The sequence below is a fragment of the Pseudomonas sp. 50_B genome (assembly GCF_017491625.1).
Taxonomy (GTDB): domain Bacteria; phylum Pseudomonadota; class Gammaproteobacteria; order Pseudomonadales; family Pseudomonadaceae; genus Aquipseudomonas; species Aquipseudomonas danubii.
Genome location: NZ_JAFGYX010000003.1, coordinates 334,323 through 359,920, shown reverse-complemented (window position 1 = coordinate 359,920; position 25,598 = coordinate 334,323). Strand labels below are relative to the sequence as shown.

General features: G+C 61.8%; 10 protein-coding genes. 1 reads left to right on the top strand and 9 read right to left on the bottom strand.

Annotated features, from left to right (window positions below):
* Nucleotides 1-3: 3 nt before the first annotated feature.
* The 8 genes from J5M73_RS06585 to fabD form a co-directional block, all read right to left on the bottom strand.
* Nucleotides 4-192: a hypothetical protein gene (locus tag J5M73_RS06585; RefSeq protein WP_207815180.1), complete on the bottom strand. Its 189-nt coding sequence runs from the start codon at nucleotides 190-192 to the stop codon at nucleotides 4-6.
* Between the two features lie 95 nt (nucleotides 193-287).
* Nucleotides 288-1,877, bottom strand: coding sequence for a toll/interleukin-1 receptor domain-containing protein (locus J5M73_RS06580; protein WP_207815179.1), 1,590 nt, complete (start codon nucleotides 1,875-1,877; stop codon nucleotides 288-290).
* A gap of 765 nt (nucleotides 1,878-2,642) precedes the next feature.
* Nucleotides 2,643-4,280, bottom strand: a complete 1,638-nt coding sequence (locus J5M73_RS06575) for a serine protease (RefSeq protein ID WP_207815178.1) — start codon at nucleotides 4,278-4,280, stop codon at nucleotides 2,643-2,645.
* Complete coding sequence (locus tag J5M73_RS06570; protein WP_102865039.1) at nucleotides 4,280-5,272, bottom strand: hypothetical protein; 993 nt, start codon at nucleotides 5,270-5,272, stop codon at nucleotides 4,280-4,282. Before J5M73_RS06570 ends, J5M73_RS06575 begins: the two co-directional genes overlap by 1 nt.
* Nucleotides 5,273-5,277: 5 nt before the next feature.
* Nucleotides 5,278-5,859 carry a hypothetical protein gene (locus tag J5M73_RS06565; protein WP_102865040.1) on the bottom strand — a complete coding sequence of 194 codons (582 nt, stop codon included), beginning with the start codon at nucleotides 5,857-5,859 and terminating at the stop codon, nucleotides 5,278-5,280.
* A gap of 171 nt (nucleotides 5,860-6,030) precedes the next feature.
* Nucleotides 6,031-7,533 carry a hypothetical protein gene (locus J5M73_RS06560; protein WP_207815177.1) on the bottom strand — a complete coding sequence of 501 codons (1,503 nt, stop codon included), beginning with the start codon at nucleotides 7,531-7,533 and terminating at the stop codon, nucleotides 6,031-6,033.
* A gap of 311 nt (nucleotides 7,534-7,844) precedes the next feature.
* Nucleotides 7,845-14,798: a GNAT family N-acetyltransferase gene (locus tag J5M73_RS06555; RefSeq protein WP_243433683.1), complete on the bottom strand. Its 6,954-nt coding sequence runs from the start codon at nucleotides 14,796-14,798 to the stop codon at nucleotides 7,845-7,847.
* Between the two features lie 38 nt (nucleotides 14,799-14,836).
* Nucleotides 14,837-16,864, bottom strand: coding sequence for an ACP S-malonyltransferase (gene fabD / locus J5M73_RS06550; protein WP_207815172.1), 2,028 nt, complete (start codon nucleotides 16,862-16,864; stop codon nucleotides 14,837-14,839).
* A gap of 160 nt (nucleotides 16,865-17,024) precedes the next feature.
* Here fabD and J5M73_RS06545 point away from each other — a divergent pair, with 160 nt between their 5' ends.
* The gene (locus J5M73_RS06545) at nucleotides 17,025-17,891 is read left to right on the top strand and encodes a class I SAM-dependent methyltransferase (RefSeq protein ID WP_102865044.1); all 867 of its coding nucleotides are present in this window, start codon (nucleotides 17,025-17,027) and stop codon (nucleotides 17,889-17,891) included.
* 37 nt (nucleotides 17,892-17,928) lie between these two features.
* Here J5M73_RS06545 and J5M73_RS06540 read toward each other — a convergent pair whose 3' ends face one another.
* Nucleotides 17,929-25,539 (bottom strand): SDR family NAD(P)-dependent oxidoreductase, encoded by a 7,611-nt coding sequence (locus J5M73_RS06540; RefSeq protein ID WP_243433682.1) that lies wholly within the window; start codon nucleotides 25,537-25,539, stop codon nucleotides 17,929-17,931.
* Nucleotides 25,540-25,598: the final 59 nt, after the last annotated feature.

Here is a 25,598-nt window from a genome sequence, read left to right as displayed (position 1 = left end):
AGTTCAATGACAGTCCCCAGCCGCCGCGGCAACGAGCCAGCGAAAATACACCTCAGCAAAATTCGACAGCTCATCAACAAACAACAGCATCGTTTCTGGCACCTTGGCGCCGATTGAATTCAGCACTTGCGCAAATCGGTCAAACGCTCTCAGTAGAGCAAACAAACTTTTTTCTGCGAATCCAAGATTCAATCCTTATCGCCTTGTTGTGTTTAATCAGCTACCCAGCGAGTTGGGTAGCTTTTTCAACTTTACTGATGACAACTGGTTGTTAGAGCGGCCCCCACTCACCAACGCAAGATGGCGTCGCCACCGTCGCCGAGCGGATACTCGCTCTTGGAGTTGATGGTCACCCATACCGTCAGCACAGTCTCACCAGATTTCATACTGGGATGCAGCCGGGCTCGCAACGAGAAATTTTCCAGGCGACGTTCACTCTGCCCCTCCACCGTGCCTATGGCTACTTTATTACTGTATGGAACAGGGTCGGTCCATGAGAACTTTCCATTAACGCGTTGCGCCAGCGTAAAGTGAATGCGGTCCGCAACGATGGAACCGTCTGTTCGGTTTTCGACTTTCAACTCTTTGAAGTCCAAGATCACCATATTGTGATCGAACCGCGCGGTTCCGCGAGCATAGATCTTGATGGGCATCAACTCCGTTCCCGTTTCCGTCAGTTTGTCAGCCCCGTTGGAGAGTGAGAACTCACGTGGTAGTTGATCCGCCATCCGCACTATGTTCTTGTCCGGAGTTCGCGTCTCGGTACTGATAGATAAGGTAATCCATCCCATCGCTCCGATCCCTGCAACCAAGGCCGAAAAAAACAGGAACGCTGACAGTCGGCCAGTTCGCACGACCGCCGCCATACTGCGAACAAAGCCCCATGCAATGTAGAGCAGATGGAATATCAGGCTAAGATTAAAAATGATCAATACAAGATCTATATGTGCTGGCAACTCAGTGAGTCCCTCAATGTTGCCTGGTGGTACTACGACTACGCCCCCCTCTTCCCAAACATTCGTCAGCTGTTTTAAGACGTTTTCTGGGGCAAAAATTGCCCACAAAGAGAAGTAAAGCACGCAGCAACTGATGATCGCAGCACAGAACCTCAGTGAGTATGCAAACCGCCCACGCGCGTGAGTCCGAGCAGGTCCCAGACGTATGACCAACGAAGCCAGTCCGTAGATAAGGCCGACAAATATGAAGATCACTCCGAGGATTTTACCCAAAGACTCCAGTGCATCGAGGTCCTTAAATAGCACCATACCCAGCATAAATAGCGCGGCCGTGGAGAGACAGACACCAAGCAATGCCGATGTGATACCTGAAGCCGTACCACGTAACGCAATCCCACCTGCACTCACCGGGTACAGAAGGCTGTAGAAAAGATCGGTAAACATGGCGCCTATCAACGTCCCGCCTTGGGCAGTATCGGATGAGATATTACTGCTGATGGCGCGCTCGAGCGCTTTGATTCGCCCCAGCTCAGGCCCTGTACAGTCCACGGCATGTAGCTTGCCAAGCCAGGCGATATCGGCGGGCAGCTTGCTCAGGTCTGGCTTTCCTTCGCCATTGCCGACGATGACGGGAATGACCGGTTTGCCGAGACTGCGGGCAACGTTGAGCTCTTCATGCAAGTAATCCGGACCGCTCTCGGATAATGATGGCTCGCACCAGCTATTCCCAACTGCGCAAATAACAACGCTGCTTTGAATGACCGCAGACCTCATCTCCGCTCGCCAGTCCGTGCCACCGAGAAATCCGTCTTGATCAAGCACAATCGACCTTTGCCCGAAGCAACTTCGCAAATGCTGCTCAAGTGCGCTAACTCCAGTCGCATAATCTTTCCGTCGATAGCTGATGAAAATAGATGCCATCTGAGCCTCCCTTGCTCGGTGTATGGTTATACGCCTGTCTAGCGACTGCTGGAAATGCAGTGCATGGCATCCGAACAAACTCGCACTTTAGCCGTAGTCGTGTACTCAGTCGCCCATTCGGCTGCAGGACTAACTCTTTGTAGATGTTGCTGCGCCACATTTACTCTAGTTCAGAAAAGCAAGGAAACGTGAAGGCGTTAACTTTATTTTTTCGAATAAACTACATAGCTTCGAGCTAGATATCGTCCACTAAATACCTTCATTACCAAGTAATTAGGTTCTGCGAGTGAGATAAGGGATACATCCGATAGCCAGGGAGAGGCCTGGTCAGTATAGATTCGATGCAAGCGACAACTAGAAGTGGTACCCGCTACTCAGCGCAACCAAGCTCGCACGATAACTGAATGCCAGCGATGCACAGAGCAATGTACGTCATTTGTTGAACACACCTCGGACCGCGATTGGCCAGGCGTTGCAGTTTCTTTGCGAAATCGCCGGCTTCGCTCTGTTACTGAAGCATGCAGAACATCTGGAAGAACGCGCCATTTACCGCGCGGCTCCTGGATCGCCAGCGCCCCGTTTTCTGGGACCGCTGGTCATTACCGAGTCATCTCACCGAGCGAGATGAACACGTCGAACCCGTTACGCTCGACACGCATATCGTGGCGGCAACTGAATGCACTCAAATCGCTTGGTGCGGGCTGGGCAAGTTCCGGCCCTGCCCTCCTTGGGTCGAGGATTGAGCCTCTCTACCGTCCATTCCGTTCAGATCCCCTTCCAGTGCTGACGAATTGATTGCAGGGTGATGCCTTCATTTGCTTCATAGCAGCCAGTACCAGACAACCGCCGGCACGTCTGCGAGCCCGCGTGGTGCAGAGCGACGACCTCCCACTCCCTGTTGAACACCGGGCTGCCGGAGCTGCCAGGATCGGTGGGCGTTCGGTAGTGCATCAGTCGTTCGTTTTCGCAGACATCGAGGAGGACGCTGTCCTGGAGCGAAAACTGCAATTCCCCGGCGCGCGGATGACCGACAACAAATGCCTTGGTCCGCGGCGAGGGCCAGGGAATGGTTGCCGCCACGGGAAGGCCATCTGCGCTGACCGGTGTTCGGTTCAAACGGCAGACGGTCACGTCCAGCTTGCCTGGCGCCTCGGCTACGTTGCCGAGTTGCCCCGGCTCCGAACTGAACAGAATCTCTTGCACTAGGCAAGGCAGCATGCCGCTGTCTGCCTCGGTCTCGAAGGTAACGCGCGCGTCTGCGCTGTGTATCGCTTTGGGCAAGTTATCGCTGATGACGTGTGCATTGGTGACGAACAGCAGGCCCTCATGGCCAAACGTTGACCCCTGTACCAGGAAACCGGTGCCCATACGCACACCTTTGTCATTCATCACGCAGCCGATGTTTGGCGCGAGAGCTAGCATCCTGCGGATATCCCCCACAGTGAACGACTTCTCTCCGCAGAAGTTTTTCTCCAGCTCCTCGGGGTTTTGCTGAAGCCACTGCATTTGACGGGCATCCACAGACCAGCGTCGCTGGGTGCGCAACACATGACCTTCAAAGATTCTGGCTAGGCGGCCTGCGCACGTAGAGTCATCCAGTGGTGTTCCATTCCAGATTTCGCGCACCTGGCGGAAATAGCTCTCCATCTCAAACGGCCCACACTTAGGGTGCGCCAGGAACCGATAGAGCCACAGCTCGGCCCAGTCGCACCAGTTCTCGTCCGGTAGAAAGCGGTTTAACGCAAGACATGCCTCGGAAGCAGTCGCAAGCGCCCAGGGATCGGCAGGCTTGGTTCGGATCGCCACGGATGCCTGTTTCAGGACATCGTGAGCCAGGTCAATCAACGCCTCGACCTGCTGCGCTATCCGTTCGTGCAGGCAGACGCGCAGCGCCAGCACGTTGACATCGAGAAAGAAGTTCGGCTCTGCATGCTGCTTCTTCTGGTAGTAGGCGATTGATTCGTCGAGCACATTCACGTTGTCGGTCAGCACAAACCGTTGCTTGCGGATACGTCCGCGCAAAGCGTTGTAGTCCTTGTCCTGGGCTTTGTATTCGAGATCCTTTGGGTGCTTGCTTGCCATTTGGTCGACTTCGTCGAGCAATTCGTCGGCCCCCTCCAGAGCCCCGAGTTCCACTTTGGCCTGGGCAAGTAGGCGCTGGATGACAGCGTCGCAGCCATGTGTGTCGTGCCAGGCGACACCGATCTCATGTACGTGTTCGAAATGGCGGTGCCTGCGCAGCAGGTCCATGGCGTCACGGATGCTCTTCGGAGAGGTCCGCTGGCTGCCAAGCACCTCGTCCGTGAGGAAATGCACAGCTTGCGTCAGTAACTGCAACGGAGGGTTTGGATACTCGCCGCGTTTCAGTGCGTTCGCGAGCTCGCTGACTGACAGGAGCGGCATCAACGCGGTACCTCGAGGGCCTGCGCCAGCAACGTGCGGAACTGTCTGCCAGCGAAGTAGTGAGTGATGGTGTGGCGCCAACTGCCCCAATTGCTCTCACACACGTCCTCCACCTTGCGCCCCGCCGTGGGATGGTAGTCGTTCATTTTCGGGTCCATACCACAGACAGGGTCGAGAGGGTCATAGACGTTGATCCAGCGACCGAGTGCTGGCGGAAAGTCGATGGGCGGCATGCGTTCGGCTCGTAGTTGTTCCTGTACCTCGGTGATGCCCAATGGCGAACCCAAGGTAAACAGTACCTCCACCGGTGGGCAATCCTTACAGTTGCGTAGTACGTCATACGCGATCATCGTGCCCATGCTGTGGGTCACCAGAACCAGGTTATGCGCCCGCTTCGCGGCTTCTTTCAGGTCATCGATCAGGCGCTTGCGCAGCTCCGCCCGCACCTTGAAGGTCACGCCATCGACCGGCCGGACATACTCCTTGTCGAACAGGAAATAATAGGCCTCCATCGCCGCCTTTTTGATGACCGCCTCTTTCACAGGCTTCGGCAGCCAGGACACTATCTCGAGTTGTGCAGCTTGCTGTGCAACGGACAGAGTCATGAGGTCAGGCGGTTCGCCAGGGCAAGGTACTTCGCGCATTTTGCGCTCCACCTCTGCGAGGAATCTCGCCTCTTTTTCGTTGACCGGTGTTGGGATGGCAAGCTCACCGGCCACCTGCTCCACATTCTCCTGATCGGCGATGGCATCGTTCTCCGATTCGTAGAACGCGTCGAGATCCGTTTCGTAGTCGGTGCCGTAGAAAACGTCGGCGTAGTAGTTGAAGAGACTCGGCACTCCCAGGATATCGAGATCGATCCCTGGGTTGCCCCCGTCAAAAGGTGCAGGCGTGTCCCCTCGCTCCAGCCCCCAACGCCAGATCTGCGCGAGTTTTTCTGGTGAAGGTTTCTTTGCCAGCCCGTGCACAAAGACGACAGCATATTTCCTCATGCCTCTTACTCCCTGCTAGCGTCCTGGAAAAGCGTCTGGGCGTCGCCGCAGAACGAACAAGGAACTGGCCTGCCGTCTTTGATGGCATTGGCCTTGGCGCGGGCATGATTCATATCGGCCTTGTAGAAGCGTACAAGCTTGCCGTTACTGCGCCCTTCCTCTAGTTCATCGCGGGCTATTGCACCGCCGCCGATGGCGATCATCACGTCGCTGGCGTTCACTATGGCTTGTGAGGTGGAGGATAGATGCTCGTTGGCCTGCTTTCCGCCCCAAGTATCGTCGTCCACCACGAACACGCACTCGCAATCCCTGGAAAAGTGCACTCCCTCGGCCCGTGCCCGCGACGATACGATGCCCACGGTGCGGAACCCCTCGCGTAGCGCCAGCGGATAAACCATGCCGATGCCTTCTGTGGTGGCGCCGGAGCAGACGATAGTGTGCCTCGGATCGAGGGTCTTGAGTTCCGCCAAGAGCACCTCCCGGGCTTGAGACTCATCCTCGTAACCCGCGTCTGAAAAGCCCAGAAAGGTCACCACATACCTCCCCCCGAGAGCGCGGATACCGTCGACAGCTGCTTGTGCGTCCATGGAATGGATCTCGTGGCAGGGAAACCAGGGCCCGTCGATGATCGCGCCTGACAGGTCGCCAAGTGCACCGGGGACCGATAGATCAAATGACCTAAGCACCAAACCCAGGGTTCTGCAACTTAACTAGCATGTCCTATCTGAGGTTCGAAACAGCAAAGCTGGGGCGTTTACCTAGCGTTTGAAGTCTTCTTCATAGTAGGCGAACTCGAATTCAACGGCTGACAGCGCTGAGTGGCCGTGTGACGACTGCCCCAGTTGACCTCGAATTGCTACGCAGCGAAAGTTCTCAACCCCACCGTGCTTGAAATGTTTGGGAGTGCGGTCCGGCTTAAATTTATACATGTCGATTTCTACACTCAGGGACCTGCGAGAAACATAACGGTCACCCACCAGTACCCAATCCACATTGGGGTCAAGGTCCTGGGGTTGGATTGTCCTGGCCTTGAGCTCGCTGGAGCCAGAATGTGAGCCAGCGGGATGATAGGTTACAAGCTCGTCAAGCCAACTATCTTCAGGATTGTGAGGGGCGTAAGTAGGCTTCTGACCAAGAAGTGTTAATCCGTTAAGCACCCCGATTCCCCAATGGCTGGTAATGCCTGTTAGTTCCCAGCCGTCCATATTCGCCGCTTGTGGCGCCTGACCACTGATCTTCTTGCCAATAACCGTATTGCTCACTCCCGAACTTGTGGAGTTTGTAACGGTAATCTGGCTCAAAAGATCTGATGTCCATGCTTCTACACGGTCGATTCTGCCGATTGGCGACGACGTCAGGTTTAGAAAATTCAGCTTCTCATCCACCCAATAGGGACCGTGGACATAGGTGCGCATCGAAGCGTCCACACAAGGAAGGTCCAGTTCATGGCCGGGCCGAAAGTTGTCCAGGAGAAATGTGGGCAAGTAGATCTTCAAGAACTCCTGATACCAGTGGTTGAACAGGCGGCGCTTGGCGGCTTCGGCCATTTGCGGGTAGATGTTGTCCACTGTACTTCGTGTACTGACAAATACGATCGAATCGCCTGAGACCTCGTCCCTGATCGTGCGTGTTTGATCGCGAACGATGCCGCCAGAGCCATGCTGATGATCGGAAATTTTTGATCGGCGCCAAGTTTTGACGGCAGACATGGCTCTAACAAAGAATGCCTTATATTCATTTATTGTCTCGTCAAGTTCCTCAGCCCGTTGCGGGTCCGTTTCGCCATACAGATCGCGGCCATAGAGCACGCGCTCACGCAGGATTGTCAGGTGGGCGTATGAGAATGTGATGGTTACCGGCAATAGATGGATCATGTTGGATGAACGTGTCAGGCACTGGTGCAATCGAGTGGCCGACTCCAGGCAGGCGGCCAAGTGTGCCGCTTTTTCGGCTAGAGCTCTTTCGGATGCATAGCGATTGAGCGAGATTCTTAGGGCATCGACTTCGTGTTGATAGGTCTCGAATTCCTTGCGCAAGACCGCGCTATCAACCAGCTCGATAACTTTTTGCTTGATCTCGTCCCAGATGTCCGTACTTGAGGGGCGCCAGAAAATATCGACCAGACTTTTGACGAAGAACCCAACGCCAGGCGTCTTTGCCACCAAGTTTAAAGAGATAGTGCGCATTGCGTTATTCCAGTCCAAGGGAGCTGCACCTAGCAACGAGGTGGACTGAACTTGAGAGGTCAAATTGTCGTTCATGGGTAATAAGTCCCTAGGGATGAAGATCCTTGAAAGACGGCTGTTAGCCATCTTTTTTCAGTAAAGCACACCTTGGAGTTGCTCGTGCAAACGGTAAATCAGAAAATACTAGTAGGTGCTTATTCCCATGTTCAAACTATTAAGCCTAAACACTTTCAACAAGCACAACTGTTTCTGGCGCCTCGGCGCCGCTTGCATTCAGCACTTGCGCAAACCTGTAAAATGCTCTGAAAAGACCAAATAAAGAATCTTGTTTCTACCTCCTTATTCATCTAACCGGCATCCGCGAGCAACGGACTTATGATCATCCATCACAGTCCATCCATGCCCCACTCTCCCTCTTCCACCGCCAACCGCTCCAACAATCGACAATACTCCCCAAAGATCGCCTCCCCCTGCGCCGCCGCCAGGCGATCAGTCGCCAGATCCCAATGGATCAACAAGGCCCCTGGCGTCTCGATGCTCAGATTGTCCAGCGCCACGCCGTGGGTGCGGCTTGCACTGTCAACCAGGGTCACGCCTTCGGGCAGCTCCAGTGGTCCTTGTGGGTTGAGTCGGGTAAACACCACCGGGAAATCCAGGGTGCGTGGGTGCTGCTTGTCCGTTGCGACCTTGCGCAGTGCCTGCAAGCCGCTGATGGCGCTGTGTTGTTGATCCTCGGTGAAGATCCGATCGCAACGGCGGGCTTGTTCGATGAACGTCAGGGCTTGGCTGTTGAAGTCGACCCAGCTCAAGGTGGTGAAGTCGCCGACCAGTGCGTCGATCTGTGGGTGGACGGGGGGGCGCTTCCAGCCCGGGGCCACCAGGGTGAAGGCTGGCAGTGCGCAGTGTTTTGCCAGGCAAAAGGCATAGACGCTGATCAGTAAGGCATCGGCGCTGATGCCCGCATGCTCGATGCGTTTGCGCAGCAGTGGCCAGCAGTCGAGGCGGTGCTCGTACTTCAGGTACAGGCCGTTGACGTCGCGGTTGGCCTCGAGTTGCGGTCCCTGAGGCAGGCGGCGGAATTTTTCCTGCCAGTAAAGCGCGGCGTCTTGCGCTGCCGGGGTGCGTTTGTGCTGTCCGAGTGCTGCGATGTAATCCGCAAAGTGGATGGTCAGCGGGGGCAGTGTTGCGCCCTGGTAGAGCTTGAGCAGTTGCCGGATCAACAGGTCTCGGCTGGGCAGGTCGACAAGCAGCAGGTCAACGGCCAGATGCACCAGGCTCTGACCTGCGTCGGCGCTGCTGACCTTGAGCACGGCATAGGGCCAGTCACCCAGTGCAGTCACCCGGCCGAGCAGCTCTTCGGCGACTTGGGCGGGGCTGACACCCTGCCCCAGCGTTTCCAGTTGCCCTCCTGGCGGGCTTTGCATGATCTGTTGGGTGCCGTTGGCCAGAACCCGCGTGCGCAGCAGCGGATGGTGGGCCTGCAATTGCTGCCAGGCCCGGGCCAGTCGAGCAACATCCAGGGCTGGGATGCTCAAGGCCAGGTAGAGCTGTGAACCACCCTGTCCTGGGTGCAGCGAGCGGCTGAAGGCGTATGCCTGCTGTTGATCCGTCAGTGCAAAGGGCTGGGTTGGCTCCGCGCTGGAGGCCAGCTGAACAGGCGCCACAGGGAGCAGATCGGCGGAGTTCAATGCCTGCCAGTGATCGTCAGCGTCCGCCAACCGGCACAGCAGCTGGCAATAGTCGGTAAACAGCTGCTCGATCAGGCCGTCGGGATAGCAGTCGATGGCCACGTCCCAGCTCAGGCTCAGTGCGCCGCCACGCTCGCGCAGTTGGTGATCAAGGTTGATTTGTGGGGTTTGGGTCACACAGTAGTGCTGGGCATCGCCGAAGCTCGGGGCAGCGTCGAGCACCGGGTTGTTGAGCATCGAGGTGAAGACCACCTCGCCGCCTTTGAAAGATTGCGATGGCTCGCCACGTCGACGGATTTCCCGCAGCGCCGCGACGCCGCCGACGCTGGCATGGTCAAGGTCCTCCAGCAACTGGCGCTGCACCCCTTGAACCCATTCCCCCAGGCTTTGTTCCCGGGCTGCGGCAAAGGCAAAGAACTGGGTCGAGATCAGGGGGCCAACCAGACGCTCAATGTCCGGGTGCAGGGGCAACCGGCCATAGCTGGTGGTGATCAAGGAGAACGCCTGGCCGGCATGGGCCCGTTGCAGGATCAGGCCAAACAGGCTGAGCAGCAGTGCCGTGCCTGAAACCTGCAGGGCCGCCCCCCGCTCTTTCAGGCGCTGCCAGCGGCTCGGCTCCAGGGTCGAGGTCAGCCGTTGGCGCTGGCGGCCGGCCGGGCGCGGTGCCTTGGGCAAGTACAGGCCCGGCGGCGCCGCCGCCAGTTTGTCGAGCCAGTACTGCAGGTCGCGCCGGTAGCGCGGTGAGTCTTTGCAAGACTCCAGCGCCCGTTGATAGTCACGCAACGACACCCCCTGATCCGCCAGCGTGGCATCAGGCTCCCGGTACCACATCAGCCACTGCTGCAGCAGCACCTCCAGGGACGTGGCATCGACAATCCACTCGTCGATGCTCAAGTGCACCCGGCTGTGTTGTCGATCCAGCAGCGACACGGCGACTTCAAAGAGCCTGTCGTCGCCGGCCAGATACACCTTGTGCGACATCGATCCGCGCAGCGCCGCCAGGGAACGTTCGCGGTCCAGGGGATCGCAGCGGCGCAGGTCACGGATGTTGAAGCCATAAGGCTTGGCTTCGCCGACCTGTTGCCGGCCGTCATCCAGCACCCGGAGCCGCAGCGCATCGTGCTGCAGCAACAGCCGATTCCACGCCTGATTGAGCCGGTAGACATCCAGTTCCGGCCAGTCGAATTCCAGGTAGATATGGCAACCGACCCGTTCAGACTCAGCCAGCAGCGTGCGTCCCGAGAGGAACGATTGCTGGATGTCGTTGAGTGCAAAAGGTTGATGGGCAGCGTCGGGGGCCGGCTGCAATACCGGTCCGGCTTGAGCATCCGCATGAGGTTCGCGGGCCGCCAGAGTGGCTTCGACCTCGGCGAGACTCAAGTACGGGCTCAGTTGTGCCAGGCAGAGCGACACCTGCAGTTGCTGTTCCAGCCTGGCCTTGAGGCCCACCGCGCCCAGGGAGTTGAGGCCCAGGCTGGCCAGGCTCCGTGACTCGCAACCTGCCAGGCTCTGCGGATCACAACCCAGCACTTGGGCCAGGACCTGGCGCAAGCTGTTCGCTGGCGGCGCGGTGCCGGGGTCAGCCGGCTGATGGGGGGCAATCCGTCGCGGCGCCAACCAATGGCGCTGTCGGGCAAAGGGATAGCCCGGAAGGCCAATGCGCCGGGGCTGCCCCTGGCGCGCCAGACTGTGCCAATCCAGCGTCCCCCCCTGTCGCCAGTATTCGGCCAATGCCGGCCAGTCCGGTTGTGCCAGTGCCTGGGCCAGTGCGCCGTCAACAGCGCTCGCCGGTTCGTCAACCTGCACCAGGTCGTCGCGCAAACCTTGGGCCAGCTCAGAAAGCTGCTGTTGCAGAGCTGCGACGCTGTCCACCAGGCAGGTCCAGCGGCATGCCATTGCTGTGCGCCCCACTTGCAAGGTGTAGGCGATGTCGGCCAGGCACACTGGCGCCAGCTGGTCGATAGCCTGACTCAAGCGCCCCGCCTGCTCCCGCAGCCGTTGTGCATCTTGTGCCGACAACAGGATCAGTTGCAGCCCGGTCACCGCAGGCGTCTGTCGGGGCTGGGCGATAAACTCTTCCACCACCAGATGGGCGCTGACGCCGCCAAAGCCATAGCTGTTGATGCTGGCCCGGCGTGGCAATGCCTGCCCCTGCCCGTCCTTGAGGGCCGGCCATGGCCGGTTCTCGGGAGCAAGGGACAGTTGCTGCGGGTCGAGCCTGATGGCCGGGCCCAGTTGTTGCAACCCCGGGATTCCCGGCAGATAGCGCTGTTGCACGGCATCGATCACCTTGAACAAGGCCGCCATGCCAGAGGCCAGCTCGCAATGCCCGATCAGCGGTTTCAAGGTACTGATGTTCCAGGGCGTGCCGGCTTGCTCGCCAGCACTTAGTTGACGGCGTGCCGCCTGGATCGCGTCGACCTCGATGGCATCGCCCATCGCCGAGCCGGTGCCATGGGCCTCCACATAGCTGACGCTATCGGGCGTCACCCCGGCGCTGCGGTAAGCGGCAACCATTGCCGCTTGCAGGCCGTCGTGATCGGGGGCGGTCAGCGAAAGCCCGCGCCCACCATGGCCGATTCCGCTGCCCTTGATCTGCAGATGAATCCGGTCACCGTCACGCAGGGCATCGGCCAGTGGCTTGAGCAACAACACGCCCACGCCTTCGGACCGCACATAACCATCGGCCCCGGCCTGGAATGAGCGGGTTTGCGCCTGTTCGCTGAGAAATCCCATCTGCCGGTAGCCGGCCGTTTCATCAGGCGACAGCAGCAGGTTGACCGCGCCCACCAGCGCCTGTCGGCACTCGCCGGCCCGGATCGCCTGCATGGCCCGATGCAGCGCCACCAGCACCGACGAGCAGGCAGTGTTGCAATATTCGCTGGGCCCGCGCAGGTCGAGAAACCAGGAAATCCGGTTGGCATACATGCACGGCGAAGACGACGTCAGCAGAAACGGGCTGGTGCCGGGCAGCTCGACGACCTCGCGGTACTCGCTCGGCGCTGCTGCGACAAATACCCCCGTGGGGTGGCGGGCAAAGTCAGGCGCCGCGATGGCGGCATCCTCCAGCGCCAGCCAGGCATGCTGCAACAGCAAGCGCTGCTGCGGGTCCATCAGCGCCGCTTCTGCCGCCGAGACGGCGAAAAAACCATGATCGAAACACTCGATCCCATCGATGTAGCCCGCCACCGGTCCGGCCATGGCGCGCTCGCCGGGCACCGGGCGGATCTGCCCGAGGCTATTGCGAATCGCCCCCCAGAACTCCTGCAGCTCTCCACCGGGGAATACCCCGCTGATGCCGATCACCGCAAAGTCAGGGTCCAGGCCGGTGGGGGTTGGCGGCGCGGTTTCGCCTGGGGCTGCCTGAGTGTCGATGGGCGACGGCCCCTGGGGGGCGCGGCGTTCTTGCAGCGCGGCGATGATTGTTTCCACGTTGTTGTGGCGAAAGAAGAAGCTGGGCTCCAGGGGCAGTCCCAAGGTCATGCCCAACTGTTCACTGAGCCCTAGCAGGTCGGCTGAGTCCAGCCCCAGTTCCATCAGGCTGTGGCGCGGCGACACCCGGCTGTCCCGGGCGTGCCCCAGGCAATGATTGATGCTCTGGCGCACGGCGTCGTCGATGGCGATGGTTGGCTGAGCGACCATGGCGGTGAGCGCTGCAGCCTTCTGGGGCTGACGGCGCGCCAGGTCGTAGCGCACCAGAACCCCATGTCCGCCATTGTCGGCATCGGCGGGACGATACCCGGCCACCAGGCGCTCGATACCGGCACCGTGCAACTCGTGGAAACGCAGCACCGGGTCCAGCAGCTCGCCGCGCGCGTCACGGCTGTGGATGTAGTCCGCCAGGGCCAGATGGCGGTACTTGGGATAGTCCTTGCAGCGAGTCACGCCGACCACGGTGTCGACGCCATGGCGCAGGGTGCAATATTGCAGCATGAACTCCAGCAATTGATCGCCGTAGCCGCTGTACTGATGCGCCGGGAGAATGTTCAGGCTCTGGATCTGGACGGTGCTGCCCTTGCCGTGAAACAGCTGGTCGACGCTGGCGAAATCCACCGTGAACAAGCCGTCGCTATGGGCGATGCGCTGGGAATAGATCACCCCCACCAACTCGCCCCTGAACTCCAATGCCAGTTGCCCGGCGGGGTCCTGGCTCAAGCGGCGCCGGAGGATGGCTTCATCGACCCGGCCGCCTTCGGGCCAGCAGGCGTGTTCGAGGGTCAGCAGCGCGGGCATGTCCGCGAGCGTCACGTGGCGCACCTGATAATCACGCGCCCTGTAGCAGCCACTGCTGGCCACGCAATCGACGCCGCCCTGGAGCTGCGTGTGCAGCATGCCCGGATCGGCAAACAACCCGGCCCCTGCCAGGGCCATCAGGTACTGCGCCGCCTCAACCGGGTAGTAACAGGCAAAGTGATCCGCCACAGGCCCGTCCGGGCGCCAGTGACGTTCGCTGAGCACCAGCGGTTGATCGCCGATCAACGCGGCCAGTGCTTTGGCCGAATGCTGCAGGCTGCCCAGCACCGTGGCGCCCGGCACCGCCGAGCCGTCGAAACCCAGGTAGAAGCGCTGCGCAGGCACTGGCAGCTGTGGCGTCGAGAGCGCTTCCAGCGGTTGCAGATTCTGCTGGCCGATAGCCAGCCACATCACCCGATCAGTGGCCGCGACACCCGCGTCGCGCAGACGCTGGCGCAGGGACTGCGGGTCGCCCGCCAGCCCGTCCTCCAGCACCAGCCAGCGCAGCGGCTGGCTGTCCAGCACCTGGCCCCGGGCGCTGTGTTGTCGCAACCATTGCCACAGCTCACTCAAGCAAACCCCGGGATGGCGGCCGAAGCCGATTATCCAGTCTGGCTGCGAGGACAAAGGCTGCGCATCGAAGATCTCGCCCAGCAGCCGCTCAAGCGCCGGCCGATCCCCCGGCCAGAGCTGCAGCTCCCCCGCCCCCTTGAGCCATTGCAATACCTCTGCCCATGGCTGGCCCTGACTGAACAGCAAGTCTTCGAGGATCGCCGGCAGGCTGGCGTAGTAAGCCAGGAAAGGCTCGCTCAGCCGCTCTGCCAGGCAGGCTTGATGCTGCGGGTTCAGCACCAGGTGCCGCTCCTGGCGGCGAATCCACTGTTGGCGGCGCAGAAAGTCACTCAACAGGCGAATACCATCGGGGTCGACCGGCTCATGGTCGATGCGCCGCAGATCAACCCGTCCGCTGTCGAGGTCAATCGCCCCGTGCAGTTGCAAGCGGCGTAACAGCACCAGCGACAGCAACTGGTTCAGCCCATGAACAAACCCGGGACAGTGCAGATTCCAGTCCAGCGCCGACAGCGCCAGCCAACGCCGCAGGCACGGCAGGTCATCCCCATGTGGCAATCGCTGCGGCGCCAACCAGGAAAACAGTTCGATCACCTGCGCGGGCAGCGCGCCGATAGCCGAGGCCCGGCCATTGAAGAAATACTGCTCGGCACTGGGCTGGCTCAACCAGCCAAACGCTTTCAGGCCATCAAAGGTCACCCGCAGCGGCCCGGGATTGACCGCAGCCGCGGCGACAAAAGGCGCAAAGTCGAACGGCTGGTTGATGGCCTGGCGCGAGATCAACTGCCGGCTTTCCAGGCTCAGCACACTGGCGATGACAAACAACTGATCGGTGAAACTGGCGTTCATAGTCCTTTCCATGACAAGGCGTCCATTGGCGAGTGCTGTCACGAAAAGGCGGCGGTGTTTTGCACGCTCTTGACCAGCTTGGTCAACACCTCGCCCGGCCCGAGCTCCTCGCATTCGAAGGTCCCTTGGCGCATCAGGTACTGCACGGTGTCGAGCCAGCGCACCGAGCCGCAGATTTGCCGGGTCAGGTTGGCCACCAGGTCCTGGTCCCGATACGGCGCGGCGTTGATGTTGGCGATCACCGGGGTGTGCAGCGGCGAATAGTCGAACGTCGCGAGGTAATCGCCAAAGGCGCCCATTGCGCTGTGCATGTAGCGGGAGTGGAACGGCGCGCTGACCGGCAGCACCACAAAGGTAATATCCAGCGCCTGGAAGATTTCCCGCGCCTGGCTGAGTGCCTCGACGGGCCCGGCCAGTACCACCTGGGACGCCGAGTTGTAGTTGGCGACGTCCAGAGCGCCGAGGCCGTGCTGCACCAGCAGCGAATTGACCTCCTCAGGGCTGCAGCCAATCACCGCCGCCATGCCGCCGCCGCTGGCAAGTGCCATCAGTTCGCCGCGTTTTTTCACCAGCTTCAACCCGGTTTCGAAAGAGAAAGCCCCCGCGGCAAACAGCGCGCAGTATTCCCCCAGGCTGTGACCGGCGAGAAAGTCGGCTTTGCGCGGGTCGGCCTGCTGTTTGGCCAGGAACGCCAGGGCACTGACGGTGTAGAGCGCCGGTTGCGTGAAGCGGGTGTTGGACAGTTGTTGCTCGGGGTCTTCCAGGCACAGGGTTTTCAGCGAATAGCCCAGAATGCGGTCCGCTTGCGCCACCTGTTCGGGGAACTGCTCGAACAGCTCGGCGCCCATGCCCAGCCGCTGGGAGCCCTGCCCAGGAAACACATAGACCCGCTTGGGCCCGGACGCCAATGGCGCCGAGGGACGCTGTACCAGGCGGCTCGGCTGCTGCACCTCCAAGACCGCCTGCGCGGCTGCCTGTAGCGGCGCCGCAACCGGACTCGGCTGGGGGGCCACCACTGGCGGCACTGGCACGGCTATCGCCTCGGCCTTGGCCGGCAGCGGCTGCAAGGCCCGGCCCAGGGTCAGCACCTCGTCGAATTTTTCCAGGTCGCGCCCGAACGGGCTCAGCACCGCGTGGATCGTCGGCAAGGCGCGGTCACGAATATTCTGCTTGATCAGGTTGGCCAGTGTGCCGCTGGGGCCGAGGTCAAGGTAGATCATCGATTGGCCACGCTCGGCGGCCTCAGCCTCGATCCGTTGCAGTGTCTGGGAAAAGCGGATCGGCTGGCGGATGCTCTGCCAGTAGTGGTCGCGGTCCAACACCTGCAAGGTCTGGGTGTTCAGGCAGGAAATCACCGGGATCTGTGCCGGCTGCAGGCGAATCTGGCTCAACAGCGCCTCGACTGGCGGCTTGAGCACATCGATATGACGCGAATGAAAGGCCTGATTCACCGGCAGACGCTGGAACACGATGTCCTGCGCATTGAGCTGGCGCTCGGCTTCGGCGACGCGGCTGGACGGGCCGGCCACGACAATCAGCGACGGCGCATTGTAAGCCGCGATGTCACAGTGTTCGTGCAGCACCGGCATCTGCTGATACAGCGCCTGCGAGGCCAGGATCGCCAGCATCGCGCCCTCTGCGCTCGGTGCCTGGTGTTGATGAAACAGTTGCCCCTGGCGCACCACCAGGCGAATCGCCTCAGGCAGCGTCATCACCCCGGCCAGCGCCGCGGCGGCCAGTTCGCCAAGGCTGGCGCCCAGCAGGTAATCGGGGGTGATCCCATGTTCGATCAGGGTCTTGCCCAGGGCGTACTCGATCATGAAGATCGCCGGGTGACTCAGGCGAATGTCATTGAACACCTGCGAGCGCGGGTTGTTGTCGTGGTAGATCCCGGCGATCACCGACTGGCCCAGTTCGGCGCGAATCAGCGTATCGAGCTCGTTCATCCAGCGTTGGAATACGGCATTGTTCTGATAGAGCTCGCGGCCCATCTGATAGAACTGGCAACCCTGGCCAGGAAACATGAACACCACGCAAGACGTCTGTCCCTGAAAAAGATACGGCATAAATTTCGTCCTGAAATGGATGGCTGAGGTGACGGCTCGCAGTATAGGAGCCGATCTGAAAGGGCCTGCGACATCGACAAAAAAATCTTCCGGGGCCAGGCCTTGCGCCCGCTATGCTCCTCGAGCATCCCCATTTGGGTTTTCTTACACGGAGGTAGACATGACGACACCAGCACCCGAAACCGTATCGCCGATCAGTCAGTGGTACGACATGATGACCCGGATGTTCCCCGACCAACGCCTGACCTTCCTCAACTACGGCTACCTGGCCCAAGACAGCGACTTCGACTGGATCAACGACGCAGACCTTGAGCAAAAATGTTCGGTCAACCTGATTCGCACGCTGTTGGGCGATAGCGACCTGCGCGGCAAGAAGGTCCTTGAAATCGGCTCGGGCCGGGGCGGCAATTGCTCCTACCTTGCCCGCTACACCGGCGCGGCGTCGGTAACCGGCCTGGACTTCTGCCCGGCCCATATCGAGCTGTGCAACCGGGTGCACGCTTTGCCCGGGCTGAGCTTCGTCGGCGGCGACGCGATGGCCCTGCCGTTTGCCGATAACGAATTCGACGTCGTGATCAACATCGAGTCGTCCCATTGCTACCCCGACCTCAACACCTTTGGTGCAGAGGTGCAGCGGGTGTTGAAGCAGGACGGGCGCTTTTTTTATGCCGACACCATGAAAGGCGACAACACCAGCGCCCTGTCCGAGCCTGACAGCATCGGCGTCGACTTCTTCAGCAACGTGCTGGCCCAGCACCAGGCCATGATTGAGCACGCCCGTTTCAAGGTGGAAGAACACCGTGACATTTCCGACGGCGTGATCAGGGCCTTCGAAAGCCAGGACGGCCACCTCAAGCACCTGCTCAGAAGCCTGGTAGAGGAGAAAAAGCAGCAGCGTGAGCCGCTGCCGCCCGAGGTCTGGCACGCGTTCGATACCCTGTTCCACTTCTTCGACGACAGCGGCATCAAGGCTTATAAAAACGGCCATCTGGCGTACAAGTACTGGCGTTTGCAAAAGGCCGCCTGAACCCTTGCACCCGCCCGTGGAGAAGCCGTTCGGGAGACTAGCCAACGGCATTCTCCACACGCCTTTGGCCATACAGGGCCGCGCAAAATTGCGCGATCACCCTGAACACCTCCGGCTGGGTCAGTAACGTCATGTGGTTGGCCGAAGCCACCTCGATCATCTCGAAGTTCGGCAATTGCCGCTGCCACTCCTGCCAGTAGTCGGCATGGTTGAAGGCGGCAAACTCCTGACTGTCGGTGGAGAAAAACGGCTCCAGGTCCCCCATCCACAAACCGCTGGCGTTGCGAAAGTAATAGCAGGCCACCTCTGTGGCCCTGGGCAGGGGCTGAATCCGATAATGCTCGACCTGATACGCCTGCTGGATCTGCGTCACTTGCGCCAGCAACTGCTGCAAGCGCTGGTCACTGGTCTTCAGGCCGCGCTGTCGGGCCAGGTCGGTCAACTGCTGCAGATAGTCCGCTGGCGACAGTGCCAGATCGATCTCGTCGCGGTGGATCAGCACCTCGGCGAAGCGCTCCGGCGTCGGCCCGAGGGTCATCTGCAAGGACATGTTGACGGTCTGCAACAGGCGGGTCTTGTCGGCCAGGCGTGCGCAACGTTCACCGGTCACGTCCGGTGAGTCGAGCATCACCAGGCTGCTGACGGTCTCCCCCAGTTCCTGCAACTGTCGGGTCACTTCGTAGGCCAGCATGCCGCCCAGGGAATAGCCGCCCAGGTCATAGGGCCCCTGTGGCTGCACCGACTGGATGACCTGGACGTAGTAGGCCGCCATGGCCTGAATCCCCTGCAACGGTGCCCGATCGGTCATCCAGCCTCTGGCCTGCAGCCCGAAAAATGGCCGCTGAATATGCTGGGCCAGGCCCTGATAGATTTCACTGCCCCCCAGGGCGCCATGGAACCAGAACACCGGCCGCCCCTGTTGCACCGGGTTGAGCCGTTGCAACTCCGGGAAGCGCGTCGTCGAGCCGCTGAGCAAACCGAGGATGTGCGCGGGCAGTACCGACTCCGCCACGCTGGCCGGCGTGGCGTCCCGGCTCAGCCGTTGCAGGACATCCCCCAGGGTCTGGCACTGCTGGATGTCAGCCAGGGCCAAGCCGGGATCAATCTGCGCCTGGACCTGCATGGCCCACTGCAACATCACGATGGAATCGGCGCCGTAAGCGCTCAGGGGTTTGCTCGGCGACAAGTCCTGGGGCTGCATTCCCAGCAAGTCGGCCAGCAGCTGGCGCCCCTGCTCGGCAGCCGTCGGCGGTTTTTGGCCAACCACATGGGGTGTACTGGCGGCCACCGTGAGCGGCTCGTGCAGCGCCTTGACCACCGAGGGCTGCTCCAGCCAGTAACGCTGCTTGTCGAAGACATAGGTGGGCAGCGGGATCAGCACCGCGCCGGTGTTGTGCCCCAGTGCGTGCCAGGGGATCTCGCCGCCCTGGGTCCAGAGCAGCGCCAGTTGCTGCAGGTCAGCGGCGGCAATCAGGCCTGCACTGAGGGCCGCGGCACCTGGGCCGGACAGCAGGCTGGCCAGCGCCGCCGGCACCTCGTCGACATTGCCCAGGGCCAGCGGCAAATCCGCGCTGTCCAGGCTGGCCAGGGCCTGGCCCTGCTGCAGCCGCTGCAGGATCTCGGCCAACAGCCCGCGCAATTGCGCCGTGCTGCTCACCCGCAACGCCAGCCGCAGCGGCATCGCTTCACGACCGTTCTGCAGGGTATGGGCCAGGTCCTGGAGTCGAACCTGCGGATGCCGATCCAGGTGCCGCGCCAACCGCTCCAGCCCCTGCTGCAAGGCAGCGCTGCTGTGGGCCGACAGCGGCACGATCTGCATCAGGTCCGGCTCTGACGCTGCCAGGTCCGGAGTCGCTGCCCTCGGGTACTCCTCAATGATCAGGTGGGCGTTGGAGCCCCCGGCACCAAAGGCACTGAGGCATGCCCGACGCGGCACCGGCTGCTCCACGCCGTCGATTTCCAGCACCGGCTGCGGCCACTCGGCCAGTGTGCGTTGCAGCACGAACGGCGAGTGAGCAAAGTCCAGCTTCGGATTCAGCTCACCCAGCAGCAGCGACGGCGCTAACTGCCGGTGTTGCAACTGCAGCACCAGCTTGCTCAGCGCCGACATGCCCGAAGCTGCCTCGGCATGCCCGATGTTGGATTTCACCGAGCCGATGGCGCAGGACTGAGGGGCGACTCCCGCTGCGCTGAACACACGGCTCAAGGCACTCAGCTCGATGGCATCGCCCATCGCCGAACCATTGGCCGCCGACTCGACGTAGCTCAGGGTGCGCGGGTCGATCCCGGCGCGCTTGAAGTTGCTGTCGATCAGCGCCGCCTGCAGTTTTGCACTCGGCACCGAGAAGCCATGGGTGTGGCCGCCATGGTTGACCGCGGTGGACTTGATCACCGCCAGAATCGGATCGCCGTCGCGTTCGGCGTCGGCCAGGGTCTTGAGCAATACCGCGCCGACGCCTTCAGCCGGCAGATAACCATCGCCATCGGCAAAGCTGCGGCTGCCGGCGTGGCTGCCCAACACCTGACCGACGCTCAGGCCGATGTACTTTTTCGGGTGCAGGGTCAGGTTGACGCCGCCGGCAATCGCCAGCCGACAGTCGCCATTGCGCAGCGCCTCGCCCGCGGCATGAATCGCCGAGATCGACGACGAGCACATGGTGTCGATCGCCAGGCTCGGCCCTTGAAAATCGAAGAAATACGACACCCGGTTGGCAATGGCACTGTAGGACGTCACTGACACCAGCGACTCCCGGACCAGATCCGACTCGAACGCCTGGTATTGCTGGTACATCACCCCGACAAACACACCCACTTGCTGCTGATAGCGTTGCTGGATCTGTTGCCGGGTGAGCCCGGCACTTTCCAGCAGGTTCCAGCAGGTTTCCAGGAACAGCCGGTCATTGGGGTTGATGATGTGGGCCTCCCGGGGCGAGAGGTTGAAAAACAACGGATCGAAGTCCTCGACCCCGTCAAGAAAGCCCCCCCATTTGCAGTAGGTCTTGTCGAAGCGGTCACGGGCCGGGTCAAAGTACGCCTGGTGATCCCAGCGCGCGCTCGGCACTTCGCTGATCAGGTCTTCCCCACCCGCCAGCTTGTGCCAGAACGTTTCCAGGTCTGCGGCGCCGGGGTAGCGACCGCTGATACCGATGATCGCCAGATCGCGACTGTTGCCGGCCACGGCGGGCGTCTCGCATTGTTGCCGGTTACGCGCACGCTGGCGGACCGGGGCCTGGGCAATCAGGCTGGTTTCTTCGCGGGGTGCGCTGGCCTTGGTCCCCTCGGGCCTCAGCCACTGCTCCAGCCTCTGGGCATGCTGGCCGATGAAGTAGGCGCTCAGCTCGCGCACCGTCTGGTACTCGTACAACAAGGTGTTGGGCAGCGAGCCAAACAGGCGCTCCAGCTGCCGGGTCAGCTCGGCGAGCATGATCGAGTCGGCCCCGTAGCGCTCGAACGACGCATCGCTGTCGATCTTCTCCAGCGGCCGCTTGAGGGTGGTCGACAGCAGTTGCTTGAAGTAGCGGATCGCCAGCGCCTGCAGATCGCCCTCCGCGCTCGCGGCCAAAGGTGTCGATGGCGCCAGGGCTGTCGCTGCAGGCATCTCCTGCGGCGCTGGTGGCGCCTCGAACCGGTCCGGCTGCCACTGCCCGGCGATAAACCGCTTGATCTTCGCAATGTCGCCTTCCAGCACCATCCAGCGTTCGGCGTCGCTGGCCTGGGCCAGCGCCTGCTGCAGAAACCCCAGGCCACCGCTGTCACTCAAGGGTTCAATCCCGGTCAGCTCGATCATCTGCTGCTGGCGTTGCCCATCGATCTGCAGACCACCGTTGCGCCACAGCGGCCAGTTGATCGCCAGCGTGCGGCCCTGACGACGGCCGGCCCGCACCTGGGCCCCACGCCAGCCGGCCCACTCGTCCAGGTACGCATTGGCCAGGGCGTAGTCGCCCTGGCCCGGATTGCCGATCACCGCACTCACCGACGAATACAGCACAAAGCAGTCCAGGGGCAGATGGGCGCTGGCCCGATCCAGGTTCAGCCCCCCCGCCACCTTGGGCGCCAGGACGGCCGCCAGATCGGTCGCGCTCTTGTGCTGCAGCAGGCTGTCGCGGGTGATTCCGGCGCAGTGGAAAATCCCGTTGAGGGTGCCCCACTCTTGCTCGCATTGGGCAATCAAGGCCTCGACCGCGCCGCGGTCGGCGATGTCCAGCGCGTGCAGTTGCACTTGGGCCCCCAAGGCCCTGATCGCGGCGACCCGCTGACTGGCCTCGGGTGAGAGTTGCCCGGCCGAACGGCTGGCCAGGATCAACCTGACGCCCTGCGCTTGTCGGGCCAGCTGTTCGGCCAGCAACAAGCCCAGGCCGCCGCTGCCACCGCTCAGCAGGTAAACCCCGCCTTCGCGCCACGGTAGCGCGGTGCCCTGGGCCAGCTGGGTTTCCTGCCAGGACGCCACCTGACGCTGACCGTCGCGGTACCGAACCCGCTCGTCGTCCTGCAAGGCATTGTCTACCAGCCACTGCGGCTGCAGGCTGCCCTGCAGCTCGATGCACTGCGCGGCGTCGATCAGGCCTTCGTTTTTTGCCGTCTTCAACAGGGCCAGCAACGAAGCGAAGACCGGGCCGGCGTGCTCGAGGTCGGCCAGCACCAGTTGCACCAGGCTGTTTGCCGGGCTTTTCTGCACAAGCTCGATCACAAACCCGGCCAAGGCCGGCAGCGCAATGGCCGGGTCCTGCGTCACCACCGGCAAAGGCACAATGTGGATCTGCCGACGGTTCCCCACCAGGGCCTGACAGCGCTGGGTCAACAGGTCCAGGTCCTGGGATTGAGCGCCGGCCAGCACAATCAGTTGCCGGGCAAGGCTGCGCTGCGGCGGGTCGATCAGGGCTTTGTCGCGCCAGACCGGGGTCATCGCCAGCATGGACGGGGGCGCCGCCGCTAGTTTTCGCGACGAGAAACCTTGCAGGCGCAGTGCGATGCGGCCCTGCTCGTCGCAGATGTCCAGGTCCAGCTTGTTGAGGCGTCCCGGCTGATGATCGGCGCTGTAGCGCACCCAGGCCTGGCAGGGCTGCTTGAGCAGCTCCAGCTCGCCCAACACCACCCGGTCCAGGGCGAAGGGCACCAAAGGCTGGTGCTCCCGCTGCGCCTGGAGCGGCTCCAGCAACGCCAGCCCCAGCGCCGCCTGCAAGGCAGAATCAAGCAGGCCCGGCGGCAGTTCGCAGCCCGGGGCTCGCTCGCCAGGCAGCAAACTGGCCAGCACCTGGCCGTTGCCCGCCTGCAGGGTGTTGATCCGGCGAAAGGACTCGCCATAGGCCAGTCCCATCTCGCCGAAAACCTGGTAGCACTGCTCTGGGGTCAGTCGCTGCTGGTTGGTCACGCCAGCGATGGAGCCCAGGTCCAGCGGCACCAGGCGTTCGGCGCTGCCAACCAGGGCGACGCCGGTGCAATAGCTCGGGCCATCGGCCGCGCTGCCACGAATCTCGAAGCGGATCTGGCCCTCGCCCTGCTCCACCAGCTCGATGTCGATGTCCAGGTCGCCGCCGTCGTGGACCATGGGTTGGCGCCAGGCGACATGCTTCAGGGCCACCACAGCGTCGGCATCGACCATTGAGCGCTCCACGGCCGCCCTGGCCATTTCCAGGTAAGCCACACCGGGCAGGACCTTGCGGCCGTTGACCCGGTGCCCGCTGAAAAACCATTCATTGCCGTCAAACCGGCTGCTGAAACGCTGTCCTGCCAGGTCCGAAGTATTGCGCTGCACCAGAGGATGCAACGAGGCGGCGCCCGTGGGTAAGGCGGCGGGAGCTTCGCTGATCCAGTAGCGCTCGCGGCTGAAGGGATAGGTCGGCAGCGAGATTCGCCGTGGCCGTGGTTGTTCATAGAGCTGCCGCCAGTCCAGGGTCGCGCCCTGCTGCCACAGGCTGAGCAAGGTGCCCAGATCCCGCTCTTGCAGGGCCCGTTGCAATGGCTCCGGCGCGATCTTGCCGGCAGGCGGGGCCCCCTCCCCGGCGCCGCTGTCGCGCAGCTGGCTCAAGAGGCTGTCGCGGCTGTGGGCGACGAACCCGCACCGGTACTCCATCGCCTCTCGGCCCAGTTGCAGGCTGACGGCCAGCTCCGCCAACTGCAGTTGCGGCTGGCGCTGCACAAAGTCGATCAACTGATCGATCCGCGACTGCAGCGCTTCAGGGGTCTTGGCCGACAGCACAAAGACCGACGCCGCCCCCTGCGCCTCGTTCCCCGGGATCACCGGCTCAACCGCTTCGAGCACCACATGGGCATTGGCGCCGCCAAAGCCGAAGGAGCTGACCCCGGCCCGGCGTGGCAGCGCTTGCCCCTGGCGGTCGGACACTTGCGGCCATTCCCGCCCGGCCTGCAACACCGCGAACGGACTGCCGGCGAGGTCGATGTAGGGATTGAGCTGTTCGCTGTGCAGGCTCTTGGGCAGATAGCCCTGCTTGAGGACCAGCAAGGTCTTGATCACTCCGGCAATCCCGGCGGCGGATTCAAGGTGGCCGATGTTGGTTTTCACCGAGCCCAGGTAACAGCGCTGTTCAGGGTCGGCCCCCAGCTCGGCAAAGGCCTGTTTGAGCCCGCTGATTTCGATCGGGTCCCCCAGGCGTGTGCCGGTGCCGTGAACCTCGATGTAACCGATGCTGTTGATATCGATGCCGCGGCAGGCCTGTTTGATCAGGTCGGCCTGGGCTCTGGGGTTGGGCGCCGTCAGCGAGTTGGCATGGCCGCCGTGGTTTTCCGCCGAGCCGATGATCGCCGCGACAATATTGTCGCCGTCGGCCAGGGCCTGCTGATAGTCCTTGAGGATCAGCACACCGACGCCTTCGCCGCGAACATAGCCGTCGGCATCGGCGGCAAAGGCCTTGCAGCGCCCCGTGGGGCTGAGCATGCCGGCCTTGAGCGCACCGATGAACACCATGGGCTCGAAGCACAGATTGACCCCGCCGGCGACCGCCACCGTGCAGTCGCCATTGAGGATCGACTGCGCCGCCCTGTGTACCGCCACCAGCGAACTGGAGCAGGCGGTATCGATGGGGGCGCTGGGGCCGTGAAAATCGAACACAAAAGAGATGCGGTTGGCGATGATCGAGTGGGCATTGCCCGTGGCGTCGTGGGCCCCGGCCTCGGAACGGGCCAACAGGCCGTTGTAGTCGGCGGACGAGATTCCGATGAATACCCCGGTATTGCTGCCGCGCAGCTCGTGCGGACAGATGGCGGCGTCCTCGAACGCCGCCCAGGTCTGCTCCAGCACCAGCCGATGCTGCGGGTCCATGGCCTCGGCCTCACGGGCGGAAATCTTGAAGAAGTCGGCGTCGAAAGCGCTGGGGTCGTTGATGAAGCCGCCCGGGCAGCTGAATGTTTCGCGCAGTTGCACACGCTCGGCAATGCCCGGCAGATGCCAGTACGGCAACTCGCTGATGGACGACCGCTCCTCCAGCAGCAACTGCCAGAACTGCTCGGCGGTGTCGGCGCCGGGAAAACGCCCGGAGAAGCCGACAATCGCCACCCTGGGAGGCTGCACGGGCGCCGCTACGGCGCCTTGAGGCCCCGCGCCGATCTGCCGCCGCGGCCTGGGTGCCTGGGTGTGCGGCGGTTGCTGAGTGGGCCGCTGATTAGGCAGGCGGATGTCCTGTGTATCGTTCAACGTCGTGTTATCCATTGTTCTGAATGCCCTTACCGTCCTGGTTTACCCGGCGGCCTGGC

Excerpts from the sequence above, each read along its gene's own strand:
- J5M73_RS06580 (WP_207815179.1), bottom strand. The coding sequence starts at position 1,877 with ATGGCATCTATTTTCATCAGCTATCGACGGAAAGATTATGCGACTGGA.
- J5M73_RS06575 (WP_207815178.1), bottom strand. The coding sequence starts at position 4,280 with ATGCCGCTCCTGTCAGTCAGCGAGCTCGCGAACGCACTGAAACGCGGC.
- J5M73_RS06570 (WP_102865039.1), bottom strand. The coding sequence starts at position 5,272 with ATGAGGAAATATGCTGTCGTCTTTGTGCACGGGCTGGCAAAGAAACCT.
- J5M73_RS06565 (WP_102865040.1), bottom strand. The coding sequence starts at position 5,859 with ATGGACGCACAAGCAGCTGTCGACGGTATCCGCGCTCTCGGGGGGAGG.
- J5M73_RS06560 (WP_207815177.1), bottom strand. The coding sequence starts at position 7,533 with ATGAACGACAATTTGACCTCTCAAGTTCAGTCCACCTCGTTGCTAGGT.
- J5M73_RS06555 (WP_243433683.1), bottom strand. The coding sequence starts at position 14,798 with ATGAACGCCAGTTTCACCGATCAGTTGTTTGTCATCGCCAGTGTGCTG.
- fabD (WP_207815172.1), bottom strand. The coding sequence starts at position 16,864 with ATGCCGTATCTTTTTCAGGGACAGACGTCTTGCGTGGTGTTCATGTTT.
- J5M73_RS06545 (WP_102865044.1), top strand. The coding sequence starts at position 17,025 with ATGACGACACCAGCACCCGAAACCGTATCGCCGATCAGTCAGTGGTAC.